At 47.2% G+C, this 26,871-nt stretch carries 24 protein-coding genes; 8 read left to right on the forward strand and 16 right to left on the reverse strand.

Annotation, left to right across the window (positions count from 1 at the left end; translation table 11 throughout):
- Positions 1-45 precede the first annotated feature (45 nt).
- The 15 genes from ACUVQO_RS01765 to ACUVQO_RS01835 all read right to left on the reverse strand — a co-directional run bounded on the left by ACUVQO_RS01765 (position 46) and on the right by ACUVQO_RS01835 (position 18,480).
- Positions 46-1,194 carry a glycosyltransferase family 4 protein gene (locus ACUVQO_RS01765; RefSeq protein ID WP_445924178.1) on the reverse strand — a complete coding sequence of 383 codons (1,149 nt, stop codon included), beginning with the start codon at positions 1,192-1,194 and terminating at the stop codon, positions 46-48.
- A gap of 70 nt (positions 1,195-1,264) precedes the next feature.
- On the reverse strand, positions 1,265-2,320 hold the full coding sequence (locus ACUVQO_RS01770) for a glycosyltransferase family A protein (RefSeq protein WP_445924179.1): 1,056 nt from the start codon (positions 2,318-2,320) through the stop codon (positions 1,265-1,267).
- Positions 2,321-2,434: 114 nt separating this feature from the next.
- Positions 2,435-3,514, reverse strand: coding sequence for a GDP-mannose 4,6-dehydratase (gene gmd / locus ACUVQO_RS01775; protein WP_445924180.1), 1,080 nt, complete (start codon positions 3,512-3,514; stop codon positions 2,435-2,437).
- A 135-nt stretch (positions 3,515-3,649) separates the two neighbouring features.
- Positions 3,650-4,582, reverse strand: coding sequence for a glycosyltransferase family 61 protein (locus ACUVQO_RS01780; protein WP_445924181.1), 933 nt, complete (start codon positions 4,580-4,582; stop codon positions 3,650-3,652).
- The gene (locus tag ACUVQO_RS01785; protein ID WP_445924182.1) at positions 4,531-5,613 is read right to left on the reverse strand and encodes a glycosyltransferase family 4 protein; all 1,083 of its coding nucleotides are present in this window, start codon (positions 5,611-5,613) and stop codon (positions 4,531-4,533) included. Before ACUVQO_RS01785 ends, ACUVQO_RS01780 begins: the two co-directional genes overlap by 52 nt.
- Positions 5,614-5,635: 22 nt before the next feature.
- Positions 5,636-6,595 (reverse strand): GDP-mannose 4,6-dehydratase, encoded by a 960-nt coding sequence (locus ACUVQO_RS01790; RefSeq protein WP_445924183.1) that lies wholly within the window; start codon positions 6,593-6,595, stop codon positions 5,636-5,638.
- Positions 6,596-6,670: 75 nt separating this feature from the next.
- Complete coding sequence (locus ACUVQO_RS01795) at positions 6,671-7,666, reverse strand: glycosyltransferase family 2 protein (RefSeq protein ID WP_445924184.1); 996 nt, start codon at positions 7,664-7,666, stop codon at positions 6,671-6,673.
- Positions 7,667-7,671: 5 nt separating this feature from the next.
- The gene (locus ACUVQO_RS01800) at positions 7,672-8,871 is read right to left on the reverse strand and encodes a glycosyltransferase family 4 protein (RefSeq protein WP_445924185.1); all 1,200 of its coding nucleotides are present in this window, start codon (positions 8,869-8,871) and stop codon (positions 7,672-7,674) included.
- A gap of 100 nt (positions 8,872-8,971) precedes the next feature.
- Positions 8,972-9,826, reverse strand: a complete 855-nt coding sequence (locus ACUVQO_RS01805; RefSeq protein ID WP_445924186.1) for a class I SAM-dependent methyltransferase — start codon at positions 9,824-9,826, stop codon at positions 8,972-8,974.
- Complete coding sequence (locus tag ACUVQO_RS01810) at positions 9,793-10,989, reverse strand: ABC transporter ATP-binding protein (RefSeq protein ID WP_445924187.1); 1,197 nt, start codon at positions 10,987-10,989, stop codon at positions 9,793-9,795. The genes ACUVQO_RS01805 and ACUVQO_RS01810 overlap by 34 nt, the downstream gene beginning before the upstream one ends.
- A gap of 283 nt (positions 10,990-11,272) precedes the next feature.
- Positions 11,273-12,100 (reverse strand): ABC transporter permease, encoded by an 828-nt coding sequence (locus tag ACUVQO_RS01815; RefSeq protein ID WP_445924188.1) that lies wholly within the window; start codon positions 12,098-12,100, stop codon positions 11,273-11,275.
- A gap of 5 nt (positions 12,101-12,105) precedes the next feature.
- Positions 12,106-13,029, reverse strand: a complete 924-nt coding sequence (hepC, locus tag ACUVQO_RS01820; protein ID WP_445924189.1) for a heterocyst development glycosyltransferase HepC — start codon at positions 13,027-13,029, stop codon at positions 12,106-12,108.
- 137 nt (positions 13,030-13,166) lie between these two features.
- Entirely contained in the window at positions 13,167-15,416 is a 2,250-nt protein-coding gene (locus ACUVQO_RS01825) for a GumC family protein (RefSeq protein WP_445924190.1), read from the reverse strand.
- Positions 15,417-15,447: 31 nt separating this feature from the next.
- The gene (locus tag ACUVQO_RS01830) at positions 15,448-16,536 is read right to left on the reverse strand and encodes a glycosyltransferase (RefSeq protein WP_445924191.1); all 1,089 of its coding nucleotides are present in this window, start codon (positions 16,534-16,536) and stop codon (positions 15,448-15,450) included.
- A 459-nt stretch (positions 16,537-16,995) separates the two neighbouring features.
- Positions 16,996-18,480, reverse strand: a complete 1,485-nt coding sequence (locus ACUVQO_RS01835) for a polysaccharide biosynthesis/export family protein (protein WP_445924192.1) — start codon at positions 18,478-18,480, stop codon at positions 16,996-16,998.
- A gap of 150 nt (positions 18,481-18,630) precedes the next feature.
- On the opposite strand from ACUVQO_RS01835, the gene ACUVQO_RS01840 reads away from it, so the two are divergent.
- The 5 genes from ACUVQO_RS01840 (at position 18,631) to ACUVQO_RS01860 (ending at position 22,777) form a co-directional block, all read left to right on the forward strand.
- Entirely contained in the window at positions 18,631-19,005 is a 375-nt protein-coding gene (locus ACUVQO_RS01840; RefSeq protein ID WP_445924193.1) for a hypothetical protein, read from the forward strand.
- A 3-nt stretch (positions 19,006-19,008) separates the two neighbouring features.
- Positions 19,009-20,652, forward strand: a complete 1,644-nt coding sequence (locus ACUVQO_RS01845; RefSeq protein WP_445924194.1) for a hypothetical protein — start codon at positions 19,009-19,011, stop codon at positions 20,650-20,652.
- A gap of 141 nt (positions 20,653-20,793) precedes the next feature.
- Positions 20,794-21,540, forward strand: a complete 747-nt coding sequence (locus tag ACUVQO_RS01850) for a dienelactone hydrolase family protein (RefSeq protein WP_445924195.1) — start codon at positions 20,794-20,796, stop codon at positions 21,538-21,540.
- Between the two features lie 68 nt (positions 21,541-21,608).
- Positions 21,609-22,166, forward strand: coding sequence for a pantetheine-phosphate adenylyltransferase (gene coaD / locus ACUVQO_RS01855; protein ID WP_445924196.1), 558 nt, complete (start codon positions 21,609-21,611; stop codon positions 22,164-22,166).
- Positions 22,163-22,777: a hypothetical protein gene (locus ACUVQO_RS01860; protein WP_445924197.1), complete on the forward strand. Its 615-nt coding sequence runs from the start codon at positions 22,163-22,165 to the stop codon at positions 22,775-22,777. The genes coaD and ACUVQO_RS01860 overlap by 4 nt, the downstream gene beginning before the upstream one ends.
- A 110-nt stretch (positions 22,778-22,887) precedes the next feature.
- Here the strand turns inward: ACUVQO_RS01860 and ACUVQO_RS01865 are convergent, their stop codons facing one another.
- Positions 22,888-23,379: a cupin domain-containing protein gene (locus ACUVQO_RS01865; protein ID WP_445924198.1), complete on the reverse strand. Its 492-nt coding sequence runs from the start codon at positions 23,377-23,379 to the stop codon at positions 22,888-22,890.
- A 115-nt stretch (positions 23,380-23,494) separates the two neighbouring features.
- On the opposite strand from ACUVQO_RS01865, the gene ACUVQO_RS01870 reads away from it, so the two are divergent.
- From ACUVQO_RS01870 to ACUVQO_RS01880, 3 genes are all read left to right on the forward strand, one after another.
- The gene (locus tag ACUVQO_RS01870; RefSeq protein ID WP_445924199.1) at positions 23,495-24,421 is read left to right on the forward strand and encodes a LysR family transcriptional regulator; all 927 of its coding nucleotides are present in this window, start codon (positions 23,495-23,497) and stop codon (positions 24,419-24,421) included.
- Positions 24,422-24,507: 86 nt separating this feature from the next.
- The gene (locus ACUVQO_RS01875; RefSeq protein WP_445924200.1) at positions 24,508-24,858 is read left to right on the forward strand and encodes a hypothetical protein; all 351 of its coding nucleotides are present in this window, start codon (positions 24,508-24,510) and stop codon (positions 24,856-24,858) included.
- 190 nt (positions 24,859-25,048) lie between these two features.
- Positions 25,049-26,584 carry a hypothetical protein gene (locus tag ACUVQO_RS01880; protein ID WP_445924201.1) on the forward strand — a complete coding sequence of 512 codons (1,536 nt, stop codon included), beginning with the start codon at positions 25,049-25,051 and terminating at the stop codon, positions 26,582-26,584.
- The last annotated feature ends 287 nt before the right edge of the window (positions 26,585-26,871 follow it).

The raw sequence follows: 26,871 nt of genomic DNA on the forward strand, positions 1-26,871 counted from the left end.
TTTGCGGGGCGAATTGCGAATCAAATTAATTCAGAATAAAAATGGTTAGACTGCAATTTTTTGCTCAACTATTTGGTCGTATAACTGTTGCAATCTATTTTGATGAATCTGAAGACTAAAGAGTTCAATCGTTTGTTTCCTGCCTGTTTCTCCCATTTTTTTGGCTAAATTCCAATCCAAAGCCAGGTGTTCGATCCTGTTCGCTAACGCCTCAATATCATTGGGTTCTACAAGTAGTCCGTTGACTTGATCCAGCACCATTTCTGGAATCCCACCCACTCGGCTGGCAATAACAGGTCTTGCATGGGCCATTGCCTCAAGTGCAACGAAACCAGCGGGTTCATGCCAGATTGAGGGAAAGATCAAGGCCCGTGCTGAATTAAGTAGCCCACGCACTTGATCTGAACTTAACCATCCGTGAAAGGTAACTTGTTCATTCAGTCCCAGCTTTTGGGCTAATTGTTGCATTTCTGACTTTTTGTATCCCTCGCCAGCAATATCCAGGTGTACGGGTACTTTGACCTTTTGCAAGGCTCGTAAGAGCCAATTTAAACCTTTTTGAGGAGTGATTCGTCCTAGAAATACAAAGTGTGGAATGCCTACCTGGGGCGGTGCAGAATAATTTAATACTTCCGGAGCAAAGATGGGCAGGGCATGAATTTGATCCTCAGGATAGCCAGCCTGAATCATCTGTTCTTTAAGAAACTTGCTGACTGTAATGACTGGTAGTCGTGATAGAATCGCCAGTTCTTGTTGAGTCTTTTCAAAGTTAGAGGACAGGTTCTTTGGGCGAACACTGCCACACCGATCAATCAAGTGTCCCCATAAACATCCAGGAAGGCTATAGGCTCGATCGCATGGTCGGTTCCATTGCCCTAAATACTTACTCTCACTGGGACAGTAAGGACTATGGATATGAACGGTACGAATCACAGCTAAATCTGCAGGCGGAGGAGTATAAATTGTTGTATGTAAATGGAGAATATCTAATTTAAGTTTTCTGGCTTGCGCGAATAACAATTTTTCATCAGGCACAATAATCGGCGTTGCGATCGCATCGCGAACAACACAAGATTTTTTAGATAAGAAATACACCTGATGGCCGATTGCTTGTTGAGCTATACTGAGATGACTAATATACGTTGCAATTCCGCCTGGGTTCCAGATTTCTTGTTCGTAGTGCCCGATAATCATGAGAAGTAGCTGCCCTTACTGCGGTTACAGAACATGGATGAAAAATCGCAACTGATGAGAAAACCGAAATCTAGAGAGGAACTTTAAGGGGTGGCCATTGCAGCCCATAGCGATCGATATTGGATTGGGCCAATTCAATTCTTTTGGGATAGGGATATAGCCTGTTAAAACTTAGACGGTTAAGAGCTTTTTTAACCAGATAGAGAGGATAGTTAGAAATTAGTAAAGCGGCATTTTGTTGCAATTCTGCCCCTGTCCTGGATGACAGCAATTGATGATAAATAGCCGCCGCGTGGTGGTTACGGAAATCAGCCAGAAGCTGATCAGGATGAATAGGCTGTTTAAGTTTCTGGGCAGCTTCCATCGCCAGAAAGTAATTTAAATTTTCTTGAGCGATGGTAAGCAATGCGGCTTGATTCTCTAAGCGATCGCTGCTATGGGTGGCTTGCTCGGCATAGACGCGCCAGGTCGCTAATAGTTTGGGAATGTAAAGGATATCTGTGAATAAGCCCAATCGCATCGTCCAGTCATAGTCAGCAATCACACTACAAGTTGTCTTAAAGCCCTTGAGAGAGTTCAGCAAATTGCGGCGAAAAACCAGTGATGTGATGGTGGTGTAAATTGCTCGATAGGCAAAATGCATCATGAATTCGCAGATTCCAGAGCGCAAATGAGGATAATGGTTCACTTCACAATACAAATCACATTCTTGGCGAGTAATTGACTCAGAAGATTGAACTATCTCTCCGAATTGATCAATTAAGCAGAACTGAAAATGGCAGGCATCCACTGTTGGGTAAGCATCTAAAGTACGCACCGTTGTAGAAACTAGATTCGGGAAACAGGTGTCGTCACTGGTCAGGAAATAAAAGTATTCCGTATTTACATGGCGTAAACATTCATTCCAGTCGGCATACATCCCCTGTTTCAGCCCACGGAACAGTAGAAAGCGAGGATCAGACGCAAACTGCTGCATATATTCCCAACTGCCGTCCGTGGAATAGCCATCCACAAACACACATTGCCAGTCTTCACAGTCCTGAGCCAGCATACTGTCAATGCAGGCAGGTAAGTACTGGATCTTATTCAGGTTGGGAATGCAGAAGGTAAATCTGGGATTGCTCATAGCAGTTGATGCAGCCACGTAGGTTACCGGATTTCATACTTCTGCTATCAATCTTCTGCATTCCTCCCTGCTTAACCGGACAGTTTGCCAGAAAGGCGATCGTAATTCCAGGATTTAAGGCAACGAACTAAGAACGGTTGGGCGCAGGGTTGCCGTATCTATCACAGGTTGAACACTATGGCCATTCAGAGGCACCAAGCCCATTCCCTTTAAGTCGGCCTCTACCATTAAATGCACCAACTGTTCAAATGTTACAGATGGCTTCCAGCCTAATTGGGCCCTCGCCTTGGCCGGATCCCCAATCAACAGGTCTACTTCTGCTGGACGCAGGTAGCGTTCATCGAATTCCACGTAGTCCTGCCAGTTCAGATTGACATAGCCAAAGGCGATGTCTAAAAACTCGCGGATAGAGTGAGTTTCACCCGTGGCGACGACATAATCATCCGGGGCTTCCTGTTGCAGCATCAACCACATCGCTTTCACATAATCTTTGGCGTAGCCCCAATCCCGCTTGGCATCCAGGTTGCCCATGTACAATTTCTTCTGTTGTCCAGCGACAATGCGGGCCAGAGCGCGGGTAATTTTGCGGGTGACAAAAGTTTCTCCCCGACGCGGCGATTCATGGTTAAACAGAATGCCATTGCAGGCGAATAAGCCGTAAGATTCCCGATAATTCACCGTTTGCCAGTGAGCGTAGACCTTAGCACAGGCATAGGGACTGCGGGGATAGAACGGAGTTGTCTCTCGCTGGGGCACTTCCTGCACCAGGCCAAACATTTCCGAGGAACCCGCCTGATAGAAGCGCACCTGGATTCCGGTTCGGTGTTGATAATCGCGGATCGCTTCCAGGATGCGGAGGGTACCCATACCAACAGCATCGACAGTGTATTCTGGACAATCGAAGCTAACTCGTACATGGGATTGAGCACCCAGATTGTAGATCTCGATAGGTTGCACTGCTTCTAAAACACGCCGCAAAGTGGTGCCGTCAGTGAGATCTCCATAGTGCAGGAAGAGTCTGGCTCCTTCCTGGTGCGGGTCCTCATAGATGTGATCAATGCGATCGGTGTTGAAGGTGGAAGTACGGCGAATAATGCCGTGGACTTCGTAGCCCTGTTCCAGCAACAACTCACTCAGGTAGGAACCATCCTGGCCGGTAACTCCGGTGATTAATGCGCGTTTGGGTGTTGTCATCCTTACTTCCTGGGGTCAGTGGATTGATTGGTAGAGTAGAAGTGAACGATCGCCATGCTTTCACTTTGTACAGCTGTTACGAGTCTGATCAGGATGATTACTACATCATTACTGTTTCTTCAAAGGCGATTCGCTTCAGTTGGGATGGGTTTGTACTTGCCTCAGCCCCAATTGATTTAGAGTTTGGTGAAGTGCAGCTATATCGATCGTGATATCAGCTTCACCATTAATCATGAGATGATCGCCCTCAAACCTTGGTGATATTAGCTCTCCTTCTCCTAGTAAGTACCAGTAATCCAGATTCATGAGGTTACATAAAGCCCTGTAGCAAGGATTGACGTAATGCGGCGCAAATATTTCAATCACCTTACACCCAGGGCTACAAAAGACCAGATTAGTCAATGCAGCTCCGTGAACTGAAATCACAACCTCAGCGGTAGCCATAACTGCTGCCTGTTCTAACACAGTCAGTTTTTCCATCGTCAGAACTGTGAAGCCAAATTTACTTAACAAATCAATGACTGCATCTTCATTGAGAACTCGTCGGCGAGCAGCGAATGCACGGCTAATATAGAGCCTTTCAGACTGATCACCTTTGTCACTACTTTGATCAGTAGCTGAATTTAAAAAAGTTTCCCTTAAAAAATCACACGCCCAGTGAGTCATGCTGCCTGTAATACCGGGTAAAGAAGGAACAATCAAATGAGTGGCTTGAATATGAAAGTTAGGGTTTGATTCTAAACATTGTTCGACAGGTATCCCTAATTTCTCAAGTGTCTCTTTTTGAAAATCAGATGCCAGTGGATTAACTACAAACTTATCAACTTTAGACAATAAATTACTTTTCTGGAGCAGGTGAATTCTGGGCAAAACATCAAACATCCAATGAAAATAACTGTACCACCCTGCTGCCGCCAGAATAGCGACTCTTGCATCTAACCGGAGCAACTGAGCAAGCTTGATTATTTGAAATATTGAATGATCTTCAGAATTATCCTGAACAACAAGGACGAGGATTAGGTTATTGACTGATAAGCCGCGATCGTTTGAACTGCTGTCTTGTCCCAACTAAATTGTTTGCAGTGCTCGAAACCCTTCTGGATCAAGCGATCGCGCTCGCTAGAATGGTCGGCTAAAAATAATAAACTATCCGCTAAATCACCAACGGCATCAGGGTTTAGCAGGATTCCCGCATCTCCCACCACTTCTGGAATGCTGGACGTATTGGCTGCAATCGTCACTGTACCGCAAGACATGGCTTCTAAAGGAGGAATGCCAAATCCCTCATAGCGGGAAGGGTAGACCAATGCCAGACTACAGCGATACAACTTGGCCAGATGGGAATCAGTAGGATACCCCACACAATCAATCTGCTGCTGTAAATTCAGGTCTGTGATTTGGGCTAACTCTTGCTTGGTTAAGGGAGCACCGACCACCACTAAGCGAAAATCAGGCCGCACAGAGGCTGCTTTCGCAAAGGCGGCCAGTAGCGTATCAAAATTTTTATACCCAACTCGCGCACCCACATACAAAAAATAGGGAGCAGCGGGAACAGATTCACTCCCATAGGCAAGGCTGATATCCAGTTCAGAAGCCAGATAAGTGACTCTTACCCGCTCTTCGGGAATGGGAATGCGCTCCAGCAAGTCTTTTTTCGTATTCTCTGAAATACAGAGGATGACATCCGCCGCCTGAACGGCTTTACGCTTCACGGCTACCCACATATCCTGAGGCTTGAAGATTTCATAGATCATGTCATAAACGGTGAGCGCGATCGGCAACCGGACAGTTGCCATGTCTTCACGACTCAAAAGCCGATAGTAGGTGGGATGAGCAATTTGTTGATTGGTGAATCGGCTCACAGCCCGAAAATAGTATTTTTCTAGCCAATAGGAAACTCGCCCAGGACGAAATCCATACCGCTGAAAGTAGAACGTCCGTAAGTTAGGGTGAACCGGACAGTTAATTGTGCGGCGTTGACAGGTAGCAAACGTGGGCACAAAGTCAGCAGGCAACCGACTGATAATATTGGCAAAATACCGATTGATCCCCCCAGCGGCCTGGTGGGCAAAGATTTCACCATCATAAAGAATTCGCATGACGAATCGTTGAACTCCATCGCTAAACCTGTTTCAATCGGTCTTCAATCATCATCCGGACAATATCTGGCATCAGAAAGGCCGCTTTCCAGCCCAACTTTTGCTGTGCTTTGGCGGGATTGCCTTTACTGATCGAAATATCAGTCGGACGAAACAGGCTCATGTCCACAACGGTATGGTTACGCCAGTCTAAATCAAAGTAGGCAAATGCAGCTTCTACAAAAGCTTCCAAGGCAGAAGAAACTCCCGTTGCAATCACGTAGTCGTCAGGCTGGTCTTGTTGCAACATGCGGTACATGGCTTCTACATACTCAGGTGCCCATCCCCAGTCTCGTTGAATGCTGGTATTTCCCAGAAACAGCTTTTCCTGACTGCCTTTAGCAATTCGGCAAACTGTAGCAATGATTTTTTGAGTCACAAAGCGTTCTGGACGCAAGGGGGATTCATGGTTGAATAAGATGCCGCTACAAGCGAATAAATTGTAAGCTTCCCGATAGTTTGCCACCTGCCAGAAAGCGGCGGCTTTAGCCACTCCATAGGGGCTTCTGGGCCGAAAAGGGGTTTCTTCGCTGGCTGCTTCCCCCTTCGTATCACCAAAACATTCGCTGGAGCCAGCATTATACAGTTTGGTGGGTTGATCCAGAAAACGGATTGCCTCTAATAGATTGAGAGTGCCCAGAGTAATGCTTTCAGCTGTTTCGACAGGTTGCTCGAAAGACAATCCGACAGAGGTTTGCCCAGCCAGGTTATAAATCTCATCGGGTTGGATTTTTCGTAATACCTGCAGGACACTCCGAAAGTCGTTCAATGCTGCCGATTCTAATTTGATCTGATCCCGAATTCCTAATTTTACGAGATTGGTAAATGACGACATCTGAGCATCTCGCGATGTTCCGCAAACGGTGTAGCCTTTTTCAAGAAGCGACTTTGCTAAGAAAGCTCCATCCTGTCCAGATATTCCACAAATAAGGGCAGTTTTCATGATGCTCAACTAACTAGTTGTATACACTCAGTAGATGAACTTAACTTCTCAACAATTTGCGCTAACCTCCTTGGTTCACGAGAGCTTCAAACTCACAATTCCTGCCCGAACTATAACGCTCAGGAGAGCCTTTACGACTCTTAATGATGAGCTACACTTCAATGCCTCTTTGATATGCATGATGGCAATTTCAAATTCTTGTTCACTCACTAATCCATTCGCAATAGAAAGGGCTGTTAATGCACATTGCTCCTTCGCTTTAGCATTTATTGCTTTACTCATGGACTGAGTGATGTAGTTATTAGAAATGTCGATCGCATGACGAATATGAGCAATGTTAGAGGCTGTCCGGGCGAGTCGAGAGGTCTCTGAGGCTTGATGCTTACGAAAGCAAGCAAGAATTTGGGGTTCAAACCAAATGTCTGTATGAGCCGCAATACGCTTCCACATTTCCCAGTCCGAAGCTGAAAAGGCTTGAGGACAAAATCCTCCGACTTGCTCATAAGTGCTACGTTTAACCACGATCGATGCAAATTGAATCCGCTGGGAGGTACCAATCACCTTCAACCAATTTTTTAGAATGCCAGCCGTTTTGCGCTCAACATCTGAGATGATCTGCCAGTGTCCATCTTCGTCAAATGTGACGTGTCGGCAGAAAGCAGCACCCACAGACTCGTTAGTGGTTGCCTTTTCAAGATGATGATAAAAGCCAGGAAGTACCACATCATCCTGGTGCAGGATTTGAACCCAATGTCCTTGAGCACGACGAATACAGTTATTCCAGGTTTTAATTTGACCAAGGTTTTCAGGCTGACGAGTAAATAAAATTCTGCCTTGACCAACTCTATAAACCAGTTCTTCCGGATTATCTGCTGTAGAGCAATCGTCAATCACCTCTATCTGCATTTTGTCAACCCCAGGATCCTGACTCAAAACACTTCTGAGAGTTTCTTCTAGATACAGAGTCCCGTTGTAGGTGGGAATCATTACAGACCATAAAGGACGATGGTCGAGGTTAGCGATCGCCTCAATTTCAGGAAACTCAATTTCTGAAAGAGATAGGCTATTCATGGGCTTTACGCGAGTAACTTAATCAATTTCTTCTCAAGGCGATCGACCGCTGCTTCAACAGTCCAATGCTCATTGACATGTTGATAGCCGTTCTGTCCAAGCTGACTAGCATAGTCCGGGTTATCTACCAGTTTTTGCACCGAGGCGGCGATCGCCCTCGGATTATTTTCAGCAATTAAACCGTTGAAGCCATCAATGACAGTTTCTCGCAAGCCTCCTTCAGCAATAGACACGACAGGTAAGCCACAAGCATTAGCTTCGATCGAGCCATAGCCGAAGGGTTCTAGACGGGGAGTGTAGATTGTGAGTAGGGCGCGGTTGAGTAGATTGATGAGTTCTTGATCGCTGATGCGAATTTTAGGCGTGAAATCAACCTGGAGTCGTTCGGCAAGTTGCTTCAGTTCTTCGAGATGGCCAGAATCAACAAAGTTGCCGACCCAAACCAGCGCAGGACGAGATCGTTTAACTTGAGCTAGTGATTCAATGACGAATTTGATGTTTTTGGCTGGAGTGAAGGAACCTACCCCAATCACAAAATTTTCTCGTGGCTGATGATGGTTTTGAAATCGACTCAGATCGACACCTAAGTAGCAAACCTCCGAGTCCAGATTGTAAGCACGTAATAGACTCTCACGACTGAAGTATGAATTGACTAGAATGAGGTTAAAGGCTTGGGCATTGTGTAACTCTTCTCTGGCTTGCACTCTTAATGCTTGCACTTCTGAAAGATCCCAAAGAAAGCGGCGGCTCTGGTTCAATGACCATGCAGTTTGGTTAGATGGTTCTAAAGCAATCCAGGGCAATCTGGGTAGTGCCTCATATAGACGACGGTGCGGTTCTTGCAAATAGAGAATCTTTGGAATTGATACATAACGGCCAATAAAAGGAGCAGCATAAAACATACATGCATGTGCAAATAGGAGGTCAAATCCTCCTTGATTAATTTCTTCTGCACACTTCTGGCATTGCAACTTTATGACTTCAATTTTATCGATGGCAGTCAGATAATTTTTTAGAAAGCCAGGTAGTCCCGATCGCTTTTTTGATGGCCAATTTAGCGGAATTACATGTTCCTTTATGATTTGATTTAGAGGTAAATAACCCTGATCCGCCGTGGATAGACACCAAGACTCTACTTCATGGCCACGCTCCACTAAACCACGGACGTAATCATAAAGTGCGCGTTTACCACCACCACTGGGCAAGTTATGCCAAACTGCAATTCTCATGAAGCTGCTCCGGTAATTGTCATCAAAATCTTCGTCATTCTTATGTAAACGAAAAAGCTTTTATATACTAGAAGAATTAAATTCTATTTGTCTCTTCTAAATTAAGTACCGCAATTAAACCAACATTGACTCTTTTGTATCGAGCGACTCTGAGATAATACGAAGCTAAAATATTTTCCACATCATCAAAATCTATTATTATACCCATCAACACATCAGTTAATTTTTTAAGAATTCTATCTATCAATAAATTTCTACTCTTTAATCTGTATGTCGGTCTAAAGACAAATGGGGACAATTTATTAGAAATTTTTTCCTTGTCTAGCATTTCCTTAAATAAAAGCTCAAATGGAATAAAGCCTTCAGGAATGATTTCTATATCTTTACAATCTGCAGAACCTGCTAATTGCCTCAAATAATCCTCTGTGTAGTATCTAAGATGAGTTTGATCGCGATAAGGATTAAATGCTAAGCCAAATTTAGCCATTATCGTGTCTTCACGAGGTACAGCAATAATCAAGCGCTTAGATGTAACTCTAGCTAGTTCTTTAATGGCAAGTTCATCATTGACATGTTCTAAAACATCAAAGCAATAGGTGCAATCAAATGTTTTATCTGCAAAAGGTAAGTTAGTGACATCTCCCTGTACATAAGTTCCTAGTCGTCCTTGCTCTCTTGCTACCTGCAAAAATTCTTCGCACCTATCAATACCAGTGACTTCAAAACCCTTTTGGGCTAAAAATTCTACATAGGCACCTCCACCACAACCAGCATCCAAAAGCTTTTTGCCTACTACATAGTTCTCAAGGTGAGAAACGCGCTCAGGATTAAGATTTCCACTAATAGAAGACCAGTTAAACTTTTGAGCATTTTCAAGTGAGTAAAGCTCATCCATCATTAAATTTTCCCTACTAATTGCTTTGTGTCCCATTTCAACTGAGGTCGTAAAATTCCAGGTAGTCTTTCATTTCTAGGGCCATGTCCTTCGACATCTTCTACTTGAAGACTTAAACAGTAGGGTGTTGTAACAAGGAGTTTAGAATAAGGCGGCAAGTCTGAACCGAAATAAAATGAATACTTACCAGCATTCAAAATATGTTTTGGAAATTCACATTGATTAATATATTCACCTGGTGCTATATCTTGTCCATTATTAGTTAATGTATTTGAGCCACAGATTTGAATACCTTCGGTATTCTGCATTAGAAAACCAATTCTTAAACCTCGTAGGGGCTTCATGACTTTGTATTTTACAAAAATTGAAAACCCTTTACGACAATCTATTGAAGAGGCTATTTCACCTTGCTCATTCAAAATGCAGGCTTCAACAAATCGCATCTCTGGGGATTGAGGTGCATTCTTTTCGTTCCAAATAATATGTGCATCAGCAGCCTGATCTTCAAGTAGATAGTGATTAATAGCAGTTTCAATTGATGTATTCATTACCAATTGTCCCTGCCGCATCACTAATCCACGATTGCACAAGGCTCTCATTGCCGCCATGTTATGACTGACAAACAAAACTGTTCTTCCTTCCTGGCTAACGTTCTCCATCTTTCCCAGGCATTTCTTTTGGAAAGAAGCATCTCCTACTGCCAAGACCTCATCGACAATCAGGATCTCTGGTTCTAGATGGGCTGCAACGGCAAACGCCAGCCGCACATACATTCCAGAGGAGTAGCGTTTAACAGGTGTATCTAGAAACTTTTCAATCTCAGCAAAGGCGACAATTTCATCAAACTTGCGCTGGATTTCGGTTTTACTCATGCCCAGAATGGCTCCATTCAGGAAGATATTTTCCCGTCCGGTCAGTTCTGGGTGAAATCCGGTTCCCACTTCCAGTAAACTTGCAACCCGTCCTTTAATCCGGATGCGTCCTGTTGTGGGTTCTACAATGCGGCTGAGGATTTTTAACAGGGTTGATTTTCCGGCTCCATTGCGGCCAATAATTCCCACCCGATCGCCCTGCTTAATTTCAAAACTCGCATCCTTGAGTGCCCAAAACTCTTCTCGACCAGGATTTTGGATTTTGGATTTTGGATTTTGGATTGGTCTAAGCAGGGAGGAAGCACCAGCCGCGATCGCATCTCGCAAAGTCTTGTAGCTATCCTTATCCTGTTGGTGACTGAGGACATACTTCTTACTCAGATTTTCAACGCAAATGACCGTATCACCCATGAGTTTGTAGTCCCTTCAGGTATATCGTTCACAGTGATGGCAATGCCGTCTTGAGTCTTATACAAAGATTTCGCTACATAATCAGGAGAATGTCAGGACGATCGCCCACTTTTTCTTTACATTTTGCAGAGCTTAATTGCTACCTCAGTGAAGTATCAGAAGCAGATTGCGATCGTAGCCCTCTGGCACTTCCACTCTCCTAGATCACATCCGCAAAAACCTTCTCTGTGCGGCGAAAATACCAGATACCGCTCAAAAATAGTAGAATAACCAGTCCCAGAGAAAGAAGGAATCCTGGTAGGTAAATGGCAGACTCTCCTCTTAAGATTGCCCACCGGAAGCCATCAATCACACCCACCATTGGATTAAGGGAGTACAACAATCGCCACTGCTCTGGCACAATTTTGCTACTGAAGCCAACAGGAGAAATATACAACCCCAGTTGAATGATGAACGGAATGATGTATTGAAAATCCCGGTATTCCACATTCAGCGCCGCCAACCACAACCCTGCTCCCAAAGCTGCCATAAACGCGATCGCAATGAACAGGGGAAGCGTGAGAATGCGCCAGTCAGGAATGAAGTTATACCAGGCCATTAACCCAACTAAAATCATACCTGAGATTAAGAAATCAACGAAACTGACGATGACCGCACTAATTGGCACGATCAGGCGAGGGAAATAAATCTTAGAAATGAGATTGCTATTTCTTAGCAGACTATTTCCACATTCGCCTAACGCACTGGAAAAGAACTGCCAGGGTAACAGGGCCGCAAACACCATGATGGCATAGGGAGCATTTCCCTGAGAAGGGAGCTTGGCCAATTGTCCAAACACCACTGTAAATACCACCATTGTCAGAAAGGGTCGAATCAATGCCCAAGCCAGACCGATCGCGGTTTGTTTATAACGCACCAGAATATCTCGCCATGCCAGGAAGTAAAGCAGTTCCTGGTATTTCCAGATATCCTTCCAGTACTGCCGTTCGATTCGACCCGCTTCAATTACCAGTTCATTCGTGCGCATGATCTTTAGTAGGCTCCAAATCCGGCAATCACTTTAGGAATGGTGAGCAGCAAGAACCTAAAGTCCTTCCACAAAGACCAATCGTGTAAGTACCGCAGATCACCCCGGTTGACTGTACTTAAGTCTCGCATTGTGGCTCTCGCTTCGACCTGCCAGGCTCCTGTAATTCCTGGTAAGGCATTCAATCGATGTTGCAAGTCAGGACTGATACGAACAGCATCATACAATGCCCAGGGACGAGGCCCCACTAAACTCATTTCGCCTTTCAGAACATTCAATAACTGGGGTAGCTCGTCCAGGCTATACCGCCGGATCCAGCGGCCTAAAGCCGTAATTCGAGGATCATCCTTGAGCTTGTGCAGTCCTTCCTGGGATCCCATCACCTGATGATGCAACTGTTCTGCACCAATATCCATCGTGCGAAACTTGATAATTTTGAACAGTTTACCCCGTTCTCCCACCCGCCATTGATAGAAGAAAATTGGCCCTGGTGAGAACCAGGTAATGAGCACAGCAATCCAGGCCATAACTGGACTGAGAAGAACCAGCAGTAATGCCGCCATTAACCAATCAAAAATGCGTTTGAGTCGCCAGTTGAAGGGATGCTGCTTTTGGGGCAGTTGAGCTGTAGCTGGCAACCGTATATAGGCTACCTTATTTGCTTTATGACAGGCATCAGCCCAGGTCTTTAAATTCATTTCGCCCAGACTCAGATCCAACTTTACCAATTTAACGGGCGATCGCTGCAAACAATCCACCAACCAATCCGAATGGCTACAGGGAGGAAAGTTCCAAGTACCATGTTGATCGCTGGCAAAACGGACAATTAATTTCCGTTGTCGCCAGAGTAAGTTGTACTTCACAAAGTTACTCACTGAAGTAGGAAGAGATTTTGGTAATACCTTGAGAGAATGAGAGGAGTGGTTCATAGAATACCCCGCTGAACCCGGAATGGGTAACAACAAGAAATAGAAAAATCACAATAAGACTTAACCTGATTTCTGGATTAACAGAGTCTTAACCGAATCAACTTACAACAGATTATCGATCAACTTGGCAATTAGGATTAATTTACTGAGCGATCGCGTTTTAACCGCTGATTTTCTTGGCCGCGAATCTGATAGTTTGCGCCATTGGCAACCACCCCGATGATATTTAACTGGTTGAGCATAGTAGTGGCCTGGGTCAGTTCAGAGCGGGTCACGTGATCGAGTCGTCCCACCATCACCGCACCGCTACAGCAAGAAGCCACCAACATAGCATCTACCATACCCAAAACAGGTGGTACATCCAGCAATACCAGATCATAAATTTGCTCAAATGTGGTGATCACATCTCGCAATCGTTGAGAACTCAATAATTTAGCTGGATCTGCCGGACTTGGCCCAGCAGTGATCACAGAAATATTATTACGCAACTTAGAATCCTGCATGCCAATGTGGGTTGAAATTGGAGCATCGCTGGCCAGTAAAGTAGACAATCCCTGATCGTTGGGTAGATTGAGTAATTCATGCAGGCTGGGACGGCGCAAATCGGCATCAACTAGCAGCACTCGTTGATGCAACCGGGCGGCACTAATTGCCAGACCGAGGACCAGTGTAGATTTCCCTTCTCCTGCTAAAGCAGATGTCACCATGATGGATTTCAACGGATTTGCCGCCGTGCTCAAAAGTTGCAGATTTTGATATAGCAAATCGAGGGATTCGCGGAATGGCTGCCACTGAAGTACCTGAGCGATCGTGGGTTGAGTGGTTGGCGCAGGTTTACTAAAAGGCAGATTGAGTAACGGCTTATCCTCCTCAGATTTCAGAGATAGAGATAACTCTGGCATCATGCCCAATAAAGGCACCTGAGTTTGTTTCTTTAACTCATCAGAACTATGAACCGCATCATCTGCTGCTTCTCTGGCGAAGGCCGCTAAGCTTCCTAAAAATAGCCCTGCTACAGCCGCCAGCAGTAGATTCTTCTTCATGTCAGGCCCGGTTTTAAGACCGTAACCCGGTGCTTCCACAATTTGCCAATCAAATCCACCGCGAGCAATTTCCAATCCAATGTCCTGCTGAGCTTTTAGCAATTGCTTAAGGGTATCCCGTGATAGTTCCACCTCCGGTTGCAATCGTCCATATTCAGCCAGTAACTGGGGAAACCGCTTTAACTCAGTCCGAATTTGTTGTTCCGTCGCCTCTAAGCTATGGGCGCGAGCTTCCGTCGCTCGCAAATTCACCTGAGTATCTACCAGTTGCCCCACTAATGTTAAATCCAGACCCCCTAACTGTCCTTGCGAGAGCAGCCCGCCGCCGTTGACATTAGCTTGAGCAGCGCCGTCTCCTAGCACCCGTTGAACTTCAGTTTGCAACAGATTCATTTGTTTCTGACGCTGATTCAAAACCTGCTGCACAAAGTCGGTATTATCCTTAAATCGAAGACGTTGCCGCACTAATGAAAGTTCCGTCTTTTGAATCTCATTCAACAACGCTTGATAGCGGGGAGACTGGCTCAGACGGGCCGCAATCACCGCTTGTTGGGGAGACAGAGCCAGTTGCCGTTGCAAGTTTACATAGCGGCTCTGTAATTCTTGAAGCTGAGTCTGCGTGGTTTGTCGTTCTTGTTGGATGCGATTCCAGGCTTCAGCCTGGGTTTTCGCTTGAAGTTCTGGGTCAATTAACTCCTGTTCACGGCGAAACTTCTCCAGAGCCGCTTCTGCCTCCTTCACTTTCCGATTCGCCTGGGGCAACTGCTGATTCACAAAAGACAGCCCCCGGATCAATCGGACTTTTTGTTGTTCCAGGTTGTAGTCTAAGTAGACCTTTTGCAATGCCTGCAAAGCATCCTGAGTTCTCAGAGGGTCATTGTCCGTATAAGTGACCTGAAAGATCTTGGTGCCAACTGGATTTTTACCAGTGCTGGAAACCTGTCCAACGCTGACAGCTTTCTTAAATTGAGCCACACTTTGTGGATTGCTGGGGTTAATATCCGGATACTTCACCTGCAGCAGTTTCATAGCTTTACGCAACAAATTGGAACTCTGCATCAGGTTGATTTGAGTGGCATCATCAATTTCAACTTTCGTGTCAGAAAATTCACTCGTTAATCCACTTTGAGTTCCTTGCTTACCCTGATAGTTTGGTTCTACCAGCAATTGCATGATACTAATGTAAGTGGGTTCCTTCCGCAGTGTGTAAAGTGCGCCTATCCCGATCGCGGTAATCAATGCTCCCAATACCCAGAAACGTCGGCGCACTAATACCGCCAGCAACTGGCCGTAGCCTGGTTCAGATTCAGCCACTGGATGTAAATAGGGTTGGGTTGCTTGCATAGTCAGTTCCTTATATTGATTAACATTGATTTCAAGTTAGTGGACAAACCTGGTCTATGGCTTGTTCTACTTTGGTGAAGAAAGCGGCCTCAGAAAATTGACTGATGGCATGATCGTGAATCTTTTGGTGGTTCCAGGAAATGTGACAGGCATTTAAAAGAGCAGCCTGGAGAGCTTCGGGAGACTGTCGAGTGAAGAAGACCCCCGTTTCCCCAGGAATTTGAGTATCCAGCACGCCTCCGGCTCCATAGGCAATCACTGGGGTGCCACTGGCATTGGCTTCTACAGGCACCAGGCCGTAATCTTCTAGAGCCGCCACCACCACCGATCGCGCCCTGGCCAACAATCGCATCCGTTCCCGATCGCTGACATGACCGACAAACTCCACATTAGGTCGAGCTTGCGCTTGCAGACGTTCCCGTTCTGGGCCATCTCCCATAATCTTCAGCGGCCAGCCCAGCCAATTGAAGGCTTCAACAATCACATCTAAGCGCTTGTAGCTGATCAAGCGAGCAGAGGCTAAATAGAATTCATCCTTCTGAGCAGAGAAGGTGAAACGTTGTGTATCAATGGGATAGTTAATCACCAGTGAGGGCTTGCCATACACCCGCCGGATGCGCTCTGCAACCGTGCTGGAGTTAGCAATATAAAAATCAGGTTCCTGAGCATACTTCAGGTCAAACTTGCGCATCACCTGAAAGACCTGTTCAATCAGGGGATAGAAGTGTTGATAGCGGCGGAAGTCACGCAGATAGGTCTGGGTATCCCACAGAAAGCGAGTGACATTGTGACAGAAACAGATGTGAGTTGCACCGGGACGCTTTTTCACTCCTTTGGCAAAACTGGTACTGCTACTGATAATCAGGTCATAAGCCTGCAAATCCAGCGCCCGAAAGGCCGGAAAGTAGAAGGGAGCCATCAGTCGAAAATATCTCGCAGCTCCCGGAATCTTTTGCAGAATGGTGGTATTGACAAGGCGATCGCCCAAGTCGATCGTGTGCTTGGGATCATAGAGAGAGGTATAGATATCAGCCTCTGGAAAACGTTTGCAAAGCAGTTCAAAAACCCGCTCTGCTCCTCCTCGTTGGGTTAAATAGTCGTGAACTAGAGCAATCTTCATTCGCGCAACCAGATGAGTTCAGATCAGGATTAAGACAGTTACAAGTGATCACTTTCTGAGACTCGCCTTGCATCTGCTGTACTAATTACAAATGCAGGACTGGTAGGCAACCCGATCATTCATATCCTGTGTTTTCTAGAAATAGAAATTTAACACTTTTTCATCTGATTAAAGCCAGATTAAACCTTGTCTAAGTCCAGATATAGTTACTCTGATAGGAAGACAACCATTCTCTAGCTGAATCTGATTTAGCCTATTTCCATTCATCTAAAAAACACAAAGACGACATCTAATCATCAAAAATTCTTCGTGAAAATAGGATCAATTGAAGTCAGAATAGTATTAAACTCATAAATTTTTGTAGGTAGTGTTGGTTTATTTTTAACATAGAACTTATCAATTACATCACCTCCAATGTTCAATTAAAAAACTGGATTACTTCTTATCCTAGAAAACCCATTAGATACCCAATCCAAACAATCTGAATACTCCCAAAATGCCATTAAAAGGTCCTAGCACTGAATTCAATCCATCTGAGAATGTTGCCAGACCATTGCGTTTCACAACAATAATGTCATTATTTCGCAGAGCCGGGTTATTTTGTTGGCTAACTCCTTGGGCAAAATCAGTACCAATTTCTCGTTTCTCAGCGGTTCCATTCGGATTTAAACGAATCAGTGTCACGGTCTTGCTAGCTCGGTTGTTTACAAAGCCGCCAGCCGCCAAAATAGCCTGATTTAGAGGTGAATTTGGCAGAATAGAAACTGGCCCTGGTACTTTCACTTCGCCGACAACATTAACCGTAATTTTATCAGGTGAAAAACTAGCGGCTCCTAAAGCAGTTAATTCATTGTCAGTAATACTTGTAGCAGTAGGAATTTCCACGGTATCCCCATCTTGCAGGGGTAAATCTTGTAGTATGTCTCCTGTTTTTAATAATTTCCAAAAGTCTAATTTAATGATTTGAGGAGATCCAGAGCGGGTCAATCGGCGAACTTGCACATTTCGAATATCTGCAGATTGAGTAATTCCCCCAGCAATTTGAATTGCACGGGTGACACTGGGTACTTGCAGTAAGTTTGGGTTAATTAACTGATTCGGTTGCCCTACTGCTCCTTCCAATAAGGTATAGGGGCCAGGACGGTACACTTCCCCTACTACCGCAACCTTTAAAGGTCGATTATTCCGAGCCGCGAAGTTGGCTGCAGATAATTGTCGTGCTTCTTCCAGATTGACCGTTGTTGTAGCTGGAATGAAAATGCTGTCGCCATCTCGGAGTTGCAAATCTTGTTGTAGATCTGCATTCTGCAGCAAACTCCACAAATCAACGGTCATCACCTGACCTGCACGAGAACCGTGGGCTTGCACTCGCCGAATTTGTACCCGCCGCAGATCAGCCGCCTGAGTAATCCCTTCGGCAAGTTGCAACGTTCGGCTGAGGGTGGCTCCTCCCTCTGTCGTTGGTGTTGCAGAGACCGTGTAAGAACCAGGACGATTGACTTCTCCAGAAATGGCAATTCGGATTGGGCGGGCAGTTACCAGCCCTACTGTCACCGTAGGGCGTTGTAGAACAGCAGCATAGCGGGCCGAAATTGTCTTCCCGGCCTGCTGTAAGGTGCGGTTTTGTACCGGAATTGGCCCCACCACTGGCATATTAATCGTGCCATTGGGCAAGACCAGGTATTCCCCGGTGAATTCGGGAACATCAAAAACTTCTACTTTAATGCGATCGCCCGACCCTAGCAGGTAGCCATCATCATTAAATGGCACCAGATTGGGTTGGGCAAAAGGTTGGGCAGCAGGCTGAACAGTAGGCTGAGCAGGTACCTGTTGAGGAGCCTGGGCGATCGCGCCACTGGCATCTAGCAGCAAGGCAGGGGAGAGCAATGCCCCCCACAGCAGCCATTGCACCATTACCTGAGATTTGTAAGCAGCAGTATTCATAAATGAAAGCACCTGGATACACGCTGAAAAGTGACTCCAGGGGGAGTGGAGGGGACGGGTACTATGCATACGATCGTTCCGCAAGAGGATTGAGACAAAACGACTCCAGATCTGGAGATTTGCTCAACGTCGCTGGGAGTATCAACAAGGATGGTCTGGCACAACAGGTTTCCTACCAACATTCCGGTGTTTAATGAAACATCGATAGTGGTTCTTCTATATGTACTGAAGGTGGCACCATCTCTCCGGACGGTTTATGGGCCATCATCCGAATTTCTTAAAACCATTGATAATGTTGCCAGACTGACGTCGCAGGTTTCAGTAGATGATCAGTATTTGTGTCCTAAGACGAAAGGCTTAAATCCAGTAAAGATCCAACCAAAAATCCTGATCGCTTTGAGAAACGGCGGAATAACTGAGGAGGCAGCCATTTCTTGCGCTGTCTCGGTGTTCCTTGGCAAGGCTGATTTTCAGACTGAACCAAACAACACGCAAAATCGCTGCACCGAGCTTCAGGAGTTTTGACGTATGACTCAACCTATCAAGATTCAGGCTAAGCATCATCCTGCTGCCAAAACCGTAACTATAAATCGTCAACGCCAGACTGAAAAATCGATCAACTCAGCGAAAAAAGCTCCTGCTCCCCCTCCCAATCCGGCTCTGGTCAACCCACCTCTAGAAGATCCACAGCCCACCCCAGGTGCGGCAGTCAGGCAACCGCAGATGCCCCAGGATCCCAAAAAGTGCTATGAAAGGCACATCAACGGAGCATTAACCTATTTCAACTATTACTTTGAGGATTTGGCTATCCCTGCCACTCCTGCCGATTATCCAACCTTCCCACCTCGCTCAAAACTTCCTGTAGGAGCAGTAGGGGCAGGAGTACTGGCAGCGACGATCGCCTCCGGAGCCATCATTAGCGATGCCTTCAATCAACCGGAAGCCCCCCAAAGTAACCAACCCCAGGACTTAGAAATTAAACAAAGTGTTGATTCCCTGAGTCCGCGTCCCACGACTACTGCACCTGAAAAGTTAGAAACCGGACGATCGCTGTCTGCTTCCCCGGTTGAGTCTACTCCCACTAAAATTCCAGCAAAGCAACCCACCACCTCAGCCCAACAGCAACCCCAGAACATCTCTAAATCCCTGATCACCAGTGGCCCACTGGTATCTAATGCCCAGCCTTTGAAATTGTCACCCCTGACCCTTAATTCTGCACCTCGCTCTACCCCTGACGTTCCTGCAGCTCCAACTCAACCGAGCAATTCGGGTACTCGTTCCAACTCGATCAAAGACTCCCTGCGATCGGCGATTGCCAGACAGCAATTTGCCAATCCATCTGCTGTAGCCCCCCCGGAAACCCTGCCGCCATCTGGAGCCTTCTCAGGAATAGCTGAATCGGCGACTTCAGCCCCCCACCGTACCCCTGGGGCCACCCCTAGCGGTAATGGAACCACCCAGGTTGCTAACCTATCCTCCGGCCAGTTTCCCTCTCCATCTGCCAATTCAGGCACCACTCCTTTTCCGCCCAGTTCAGGAATGTTTACCCCCGCCTCATCAGGTAGCCCAAACCAGGCTCAGTCACCTTTTGACTCAGCCCAGGGAGGAACACCTGCAGCCGTGAACAATTTAGGGCAACCCTCTGGGATAACGGCTACTGGTTCTTACCCCACCGTCAGCGGAACTGATTCCCAGAATCGGCAGGCAACTTCAGGACGAACTGACAATGCTCCTGCCGATCGCCTGCTGGAAAGTGGCAATACTGCCTTGAATCGGGTTACTTCAGCACCCGCCACTGGCTCCACGTCGCCCGGTACTGCCACCGGATCATCTCCGCTAGCCAGCAACACATCGGAAGGCATTCAGGACTACCTCAACCATCCCCCCAAACCTGGGGCTGAAGCCCTGGCTCTCATGCCTTTATCTTCTAGGGCAGCGGGAGAAGCCGCGGCCAAACCCCAAATTGGCTCATTCACTGTCCGCCAGGTTAACCAACGGGACTACCAAAAGGAATGGCAGACCAGTAATCGCAATCCCCAGGATCCGGCGATCGCCTATGCATTTCCGGCCTATGGCTTTATTGATTATCAACGGCAGGTGATTGTGGTCTTAAAAGAACAGCCCGATCTGAATCCCCTGCGATCTCAACGAACGACTCCACCAAATTCTTAGAAGCATCATTGGTCAAGCGTCATTGGTCATTGGTCGTCATCGGTTGCGAGTTTATTCACAACGGGCAGAGGCCGAAGGGCAACGGACAGAGGGCAGATATCTATTGACAATACCCCCTAAATTACGGAATCTAGGGCAGTGATGTTGTGGAAGAAGCCAATGGAGATTCAAGCGGGTTGGGTAAAAGTGCCCAATGGAGACTTACAGATTGATTCCTACCTGGCAGAACCCCAGGGAGCAGGCCCGTTCCCAGGAATTGTTGTAATTCAGGAAATTTTTGGGGTAAATTCTCACATTCGGGATATTACAGAGCGGCTTGCCAGAGAAGGCTATGTGGCGATCGCCCCGGCCATCTTCCAGCGCACGGCTCCTGGATTTGAAGTTGGCTATACCGAAGAAGATACGGCCCTGGGACGGCAACATAAGGACATGACCAGGGCGGAAGAATTGTTGCTGGATATTCAAGCCGCGATCAATTTTCTGAAAACTAAACCTAATGTAAAACCAGACAAGTTTGGGGCGATCGGCTTTTGCTTTGGGGGGCATGTGGTTTATCTCGCGGCCACCTTACCCGACATCACGGCTACAGCCTCTTTTTATGGTGGCGGCATTGCTACCATGACGCCCGGAGGTGGCCCGCCGACCATTACCCGCACACCTGAAATTAAGGGTACACTGTACGCCTTCTTTGGTACCCAGGATCCCTTAATTCCCAACGAGCAGGCTGACCAGATTGAAGCGGAATTAGCAAAACATAACATTTCCCACAAAGTGTTCCGCTATCCGGTCAGTCATGGCTTTTTCTGTGATCAACGGGTGGACTATAACCCCGACGCAGCTAAAGATGCCTGGGAGCAGGTAAAGGAATTGTTCGGCCAAAATCTCTAAGTCTTTTCCTATTCCCAAGGAGACTTTTGCTCTTATAATCGCCTCATCAGTCGATTTAGTTCCCACCTGTGCTTGCAATTTACCCTGGCAGCTTTGATCCCATTACCCTCGGTCATCTTGATGTGATCGAGCGGGGATGCCGTTTGTTTGAAAAGGTCGTGGTCGCTGTCCTTCGCAATCCAAACAAAGCCCCCCTGTTTACCGTAGCGGAGCGTATGGAGCAGATTCGTCGAGCCACAACCCATTTAACCAATGTTGAAGTAGATAGTTTTGATGGGTTAACAGTGACCTACGCCAAAATGCGCCAAGCTAAGGTGCTGCTGCGAGGGTTGCGGGTACTCTCCGACTTCGAGATGGAACTGCAAATGGCTCATACCAACAAAACTCTCTCGGATGACGTGGAAACAATTTTTTTAGCAACTTCTAACGAACATAGCTTTTTAAGCAGTAGTTTAGTAAAAGAAATTGCTAAGTTTGGCGGTCCTATCGATCACCTTGTTCCCCCTTCTGTCCTCCCCGATATTTACAGATGTTACGCCAAGACCCCTCCGGAACCGGTTCTGACTACGGATTCAACCCAACTGCTGGAGTTGCACAAAACGGTGTCTCCCCGAGAGAAGGTGTGAGGCCCAATATTGATATTCAGCAGGAGCTAAATCGGCTAGAAGAAATGATTCTGGATAGTCCGCGTTTGCCGATCTGGGGCCGCACGCTGATCGATGAAGAGCGGCTAATTGAGCAGCTAGACATCATTCGCCTCAGTCTGCCTGAAGCCTTGCATGAGGCAGAAACGATCGTGCGCCATAAAGAAGAGATCTATCTGCAATCGGAACAATATTCTCAGGAAATTATTGAAGCGGCAGAACGACGAGCGGCCCAGATGATTAATGAGTCGGCTGTCGTGCGGCAGGCAGAAATGCAGGCCCAACAGATCCGGCAACGGGTTCAACAGGAATGTGAAGCGATTCGAGAACAGACGATCGCCGAGATTGATCAAATGCGACGGCAGGCTCAACAGGAACTGGAAGATATGCAACGCACGGCGATCGCCGAGTGTGAAGAGATTCAGGCTGGGGCGGATGAGTACGCCGATCGCAGCCTGCAAGATCTGGAAATGCAACTTACAGAAATGCTGCGCATTGTCCGCAATGGCCGTCAGCAACTGCAACTCGAACCCAGCATGAGACAAAAACCAGGAACAGGATCTTTGCGACCCATTCAAGGACGCATGAAGTGATCTGGCAGGCGAGTGAGCCAGTGAGTGGGTGAGATGAGGGGGTGACGAGGCGTTAAAAATGTTACTCCTCCACTTCTTCACTCCTCCACTCTTTTTCCCTTTTCCATCCTCTAAGCCACCCGCAGCGAAATCTTGTCAAACCCATGCATCTTGGGAGGCGGAGCCGTATTGGAGGTGACTTGCAGCAAGCGGGGAATGTCTGCACTGTTATAAACCCGGAACTCGCTTTCTACTGTTGCAGATGCGTAACGAACAGCCTGATTCAGAACTAGGGAGCCATCCGGATCCGATACGGAGCGGTGAAAGGTGCCAGGAGGAATCCGGAGAATATCTCCTCCAGCTTCCAGGCGTACCATGTGGAAGGGATATTCCCAGTCAAAGTTAACCAGATAAAATGTGCGGCCACCCGATAGAGCTAAGAGATTGTCTTCCTGACGGGGATGCAGATAAAACTGCCAGTGTCCCTCTGGGGTGTCGTTGGGGCTGACTGCAGGCCCATCATGAAACACCAGATCGCGGGCATTGGACTCGTTGATTGTGATGTCAAAAAATCGGACTTTCGGGGTATCACGAAATTTTTGGTAAGAAAGCAACTCAAACATGGCGCAATTGGAAAAGCTCAGCTAGATGTAGAAAAGGTTCAAACAATTTTACAGTTGTTTATCCACCCTAGCCCGTGCCGGAGTGCAGAAACAAAACTCCGGGCGGGTAACATCTATGCAAGAAGCGAATAGATGCCGGATGAATATTTCTCAGTTACAAGTTTTAGTTGCTGTCGTGGAGTATGGCAGTTTTTCTGATGCCGCCCTTCAGTTGCAAACCTCTCAGTCCGCTGTGAGTCGGGCGATCGCGGCCTTAGAAGCAGAACTGGGAGCAACCCTCCTCTCACGGGGCCGTTTTGGTGCCCGCCTCACGCCGCTGGGAGAACGAGTGCTGGTGCATAGCCGCAAAATCTTGCAGGCCAGAGACAGCATTGATTATGAGATTTATTTGGAAAAAAGTTTAAGTGGCGGGCGGGTACGGGTCGCTTCGTTTCGCAGTGCTGCCACTCATTTGTTGCCACCATTAATTGCTCAATTTTGTCAGCGCTGTCCCCACGTCAGTATCACACTGACCGAACTGGCACCGACCGAGGTAGAACTGGCGCTGCGGGAAGGACGGGTAGATATTGGGATCGTGCCACTGCCGCGATCGTCCGAGGAATTGGAAACCTGGGAAATCGCCAGAGATGAATTTGTCGTACTGCTGCCACCAACGGCCACCCCTGTCCCGCAGCAATTAACCTGGGAGGATCTCTCCCCCTACTCCTTTATTCTTTACAACTATGCCGAATGTACGTCTGCCGTCAGGGAACACTGGGCAGCCTGGGGCCAGGAGTTTAAAGTCGCCCACGAAATTAAAGCCGATTCGACGATCGTCAGTATGGTTTCCCAGGGATTAGGAGCTGCAGTATTGCCCCGACTGGCAGCGATTCCGATTCCAGAGAGGGTGCAAGTGCGATCGCTGCCCGTCCCCCTGGAGCGAATCATCGGCGCAGCCGTTTTGTCTAATGTGCTGCACTCCCCAGCGGTGTTCACCTTCCTGGATCTGCTGCGGGGAACTGGGGTGTTTACAAAAACTTGTTTTTCTTCAGAACACGATTAAATAACCCTGAAAAGATTCGCTTTCTGGAATGCAGGCAGGCAGAATAACAAACAGCAGATCAAAGTCGCGAATCAGAGGAGAATGGGATGAATCGGATTAAAGCCCAATGGGAAAAGCTCTGGCAGATTCTCTCTCAGCCCAAAACCTATGCTACCTACAAAGAAGCAGGCCAGGTGACATGGGCAATTTTGAAGGAAACAGGGGTATTGGCCTGGTTAGGGATCTGCCTGCTTCTGGTTGTATTTGAATGGTTTTGGAAGACTGCGATCGGCAGTGGCCGCAACTTCCGCAACTGGTTTAACAATTTAGAAGGCTCCAGCGATCAAATTGCTTCTGAAACAGGTAAAGCTCTGCTCTCTGCTGGCAAAAACAGCCTGGATTTCACCATCAATGCCGCGAAGGCCCAGTTAGGATTGCCTGTAGACAAGGAAAAATAAGGGGATCGGGAGTCGGGGATCAGGGACCGGGGATCGGAAGTAGCAGGCCATCCAATCCCTAATCCCCAATCCCTAATTCCTAATCCCTTCTATTGCACTAGTCCCCAAGAAAGAGTCAGTGAAGGCTGACTTTGACTGTATAGCCACGACTTCAACCACCTAGTTCCTAACTAATGAACAAACAAAAACCATGAAAACCCTGATCATTACCGTAGGAACCCGCCAAGTCGGCTGGCCTTGCCGGGATGGCATCGTGCGATCGCTCGGTGCTGATAGCGATCGCGGTCATCCGCCCCACATCGATGAACTATATGCAGAGTTAGGGTTAGCGCGGGGATATCACAGCGATGAACCCAAACCAGAATTTGGCTACAGCGTGCGTCATTTAGGCGAAGTTCTCTACCAAAAGTGCCAAGCCGCCCAGGATTTTAGCCCGGTCGAACTGCTGCTAGATGGAGTCATCCTAGCTGACCAAGTTCCCAAAGGGCTGAATCGCATTATCCTGTGGGGAACCAATCAACCGGAAGGAACCCCGTGGAACTTTCGTCGGGGCGATACGCTATGGCTAGCTCATCTGATGGCAGGTAAAATTCGCCAGCAGTATCCAACCATAAAGGTGGATGTGTGGCAGCCTGAGATTGCTGTCAACCAAACCGACCAGATTCGGCAGCACCTAGAACAGTTTTTGGTGGAACTGGTGAAAGACTCCTGGACTTCGGAATCCGATGAAGCCCTGACACTTCAAATTCAGACCAAAGGCTCTGTGCCGCAAGTGGCCAATACGCTCGAAATTGCTGCCGCTGCCTTGATGCGCCAGTGTATTGTGCAGCAGGTGATTCCCATCGAACCCAGTCCTCTGTTTGAGGATGGCAATGGCGGAAAGCGTTCAGTACGGTCAGCCACCGAGTTTAACCTAGTGAGCTTGGGCCAATACTTTTGGCCAGTAGAGCGGGAACGAATTTGTTCAGCCTGGGAGCAAGGAGACTTTGGTGAGGCGAAGGTGTGGCTTGCTGGTTACCGCGATCGCCGCAAAGCCCTTTACCAGCTCGCTGAACGTCTGGCTCTTGCAGCGAACTGGCAACTCCAAGACGCACTCAAGCAACTCCAGGGCGCTCAGTGGTTAGATGCTCCGCCAACAAAACGTGAGGTTCCTAAGCGGCTTCGCAGTCAGTGGCGAGCAGCCATCCAAGAACGCTGCAAAACCAATGAAACCCCAAAGAGTAAGTTTTTGAAAATCTGGGAAGAGACCTTTCTAATATGGCTAGAGCTAAAACGGCAGAATGTTTCCCTCGCATTCTTTTACTTTAGCCGGACCCTGGAGCGTCTTTTATATCTTCGCTGCAAAATAGAAGACTGGATCAAGCAAGGATGGCTGACCCCACCTGAAGATAAACGCAATTGGGGAAGCAATTATAAAGCAAGCTTTGGGGAGCTTTGGCGGGCGTTTCAAAAAATGAAGAACTTAAATGATGATGCAAGGTTAGTCGAACAATTTAAGGCGATTAACGAACTCCGCAACAAACAAGTCCATAGTAGCCATCCGTTAACGCTGACAGATATAACAGAAAAATTATTTCCGGAATCCTCCAATTCAGATTGGAAGATAACATACAAAGCCCTGGAGCAGCTATTGCAATCGGTTTGTTCAGATGATTGGACAATTCCTGAAGAGCCGCTACTACAATCGCTCTATCAGTGGGGACTGGATTCACTCAATCAGACCTAACGCATCTTGGTAGGGCGATCGCCTGTAGTCAGCTAGCCCTCTCCAGTTTGATCAATCACCGCAACTTCAGGTGTCAGGCCAAAGGAGGCAGACCTTAGAGGATACTTTAAAGACCTGTCTCTTTGCCATCCTGAAGGCGCGGCTATCCAGAGAAAACCTGCCGACGCAGGTTGAGTCTGTATCGGCGACCTAGTGAGTGTCGTCGCAGTTTTAACCGCCAGAGACTTCTCTCTAGATCTGCAAACCCAGGGTGCATCTGGTCTTTACCTACCTAAATCCGTCGCAGT

The sequence above is a fragment of the Leptodesmis sp. genome, assembly GCF_052746595.1.

Excerpts from the sequence above, each read along its gene's own strand:
- ACUVQO_RS01765 (WP_445924178.1), bottom strand. The coding sequence starts at position 1,194 with ATGATTATCGGGCACTACGAACAAGAAATCTGGAACCCAGGCGGAATT.
- ACUVQO_RS01770 (WP_445924179.1), bottom strand. The coding sequence starts at position 2,320 with ATGAGCAATCCCAGATTTACCTTCTGCATTCCCAACCTGAATAAGATC.
- gmd (WP_445924180.1), bottom strand. The coding sequence starts at position 3,514 with ATGACAACACCCAAACGCGCATTAATCACCGGAGTTACCGGCCAGGAT.
- ACUVQO_RS01785 (WP_445924182.1), bottom strand. The coding sequence starts at position 5,613 with ATGCGAATTCTTTATGATGGTGAAATCTTTGCCCACCAGGCCGCTGGG.
- ACUVQO_RS01790 (WP_445924183.1), bottom strand. The coding sequence starts at position 6,595 with ATGAAAACTGCCCTTATTTGTGGAATATCTGGACAGGATGGAGCTTTC.
- ACUVQO_RS01795 (WP_445924184.1), bottom strand. The coding sequence starts at position 7,666 with ATGAATAGCCTATCTCTTTCAGAAATTGAGTTTCCTGAAATTGAGGCG.
- ACUVQO_RS01805 (WP_445924186.1), bottom strand. The coding sequence starts at position 9,826 with ATGGGACACAAAGCAATTAGTAGGGAAAATTTAATGATGGATGAGCTT.
- ACUVQO_RS01815 (WP_445924188.1), bottom strand. The coding sequence starts at position 12,100 with ATGCGCACGAATGAACTGGTAATTGAAGCGGGTCGAATCGAACGGCAG.
- hepC (WP_445924189.1), bottom strand. The coding sequence starts at position 13,029 with ATGAACCACTCCTCTCATTCTCTCAAGGTATTACCAAAATCTCTTCCT.
- ACUVQO_RS01825 (WP_445924190.1), bottom strand. The coding sequence starts at position 15,416 with ATGCAAGCAACCCAACCCTATTTACATCCAGTGGCTGAATCTGAACCA.
- ACUVQO_RS01830 (WP_445924191.1), bottom strand. The coding sequence starts at position 16,536 with ATGAAGATTGCTCTAGTTCACGACTATTTAACCCAACGAGGAGGAGCA.
- ACUVQO_RS01835 (WP_445924192.1), bottom strand. The coding sequence starts at position 18,480 with ATGAATACTGCTGCTTACAAATCTCAGGTAATGGTGCAATGGCTGCTG.
- ACUVQO_RS01840 (WP_445924193.1), top strand. The coding sequence starts at position 18,631 with ATGGTCTGGCACAACAGGTTTCCTACCAACATTCCGGTGTTTAATGAA.
- ACUVQO_RS01845 (WP_445924194.1), top strand. The coding sequence starts at position 19,009 with ATGACTCAACCTATCAAGATTCAGGCTAAGCATCATCCTGCTGCCAAA.
- ACUVQO_RS01850 (WP_445924195.1), top strand. The coding sequence starts at position 20,794 with ATGTTGTGGAAGAAGCCAATGGAGATTCAAGCGGGTTGGGTAAAAGTG.
- ACUVQO_RS01865 (WP_445924198.1), bottom strand. The coding sequence starts at position 23,379 with ATGTTTGAGTTGCTTTCTTACCAAAAATTTCGTGATACCCCGAAAGTC.
- ACUVQO_RS01870 (WP_445924199.1), top strand. The coding sequence starts at position 23,495 with ATGCAAGAAGCGAATAGATGCCGGATGAATATTTCTCAGTTACAAGTT.
- ACUVQO_RS01875 (WP_445924200.1), top strand. The coding sequence starts at position 24,508 with ATGAATCGGATTAAAGCCCAATGGGAAAAGCTCTGGCAGATTCTCTCT.
- ACUVQO_RS01880 (WP_445924201.1), top strand. The coding sequence starts at position 25,049 with ATGAAAACCCTGATCATTACCGTAGGAACCCGCCAAGTCGGCTGGCCT.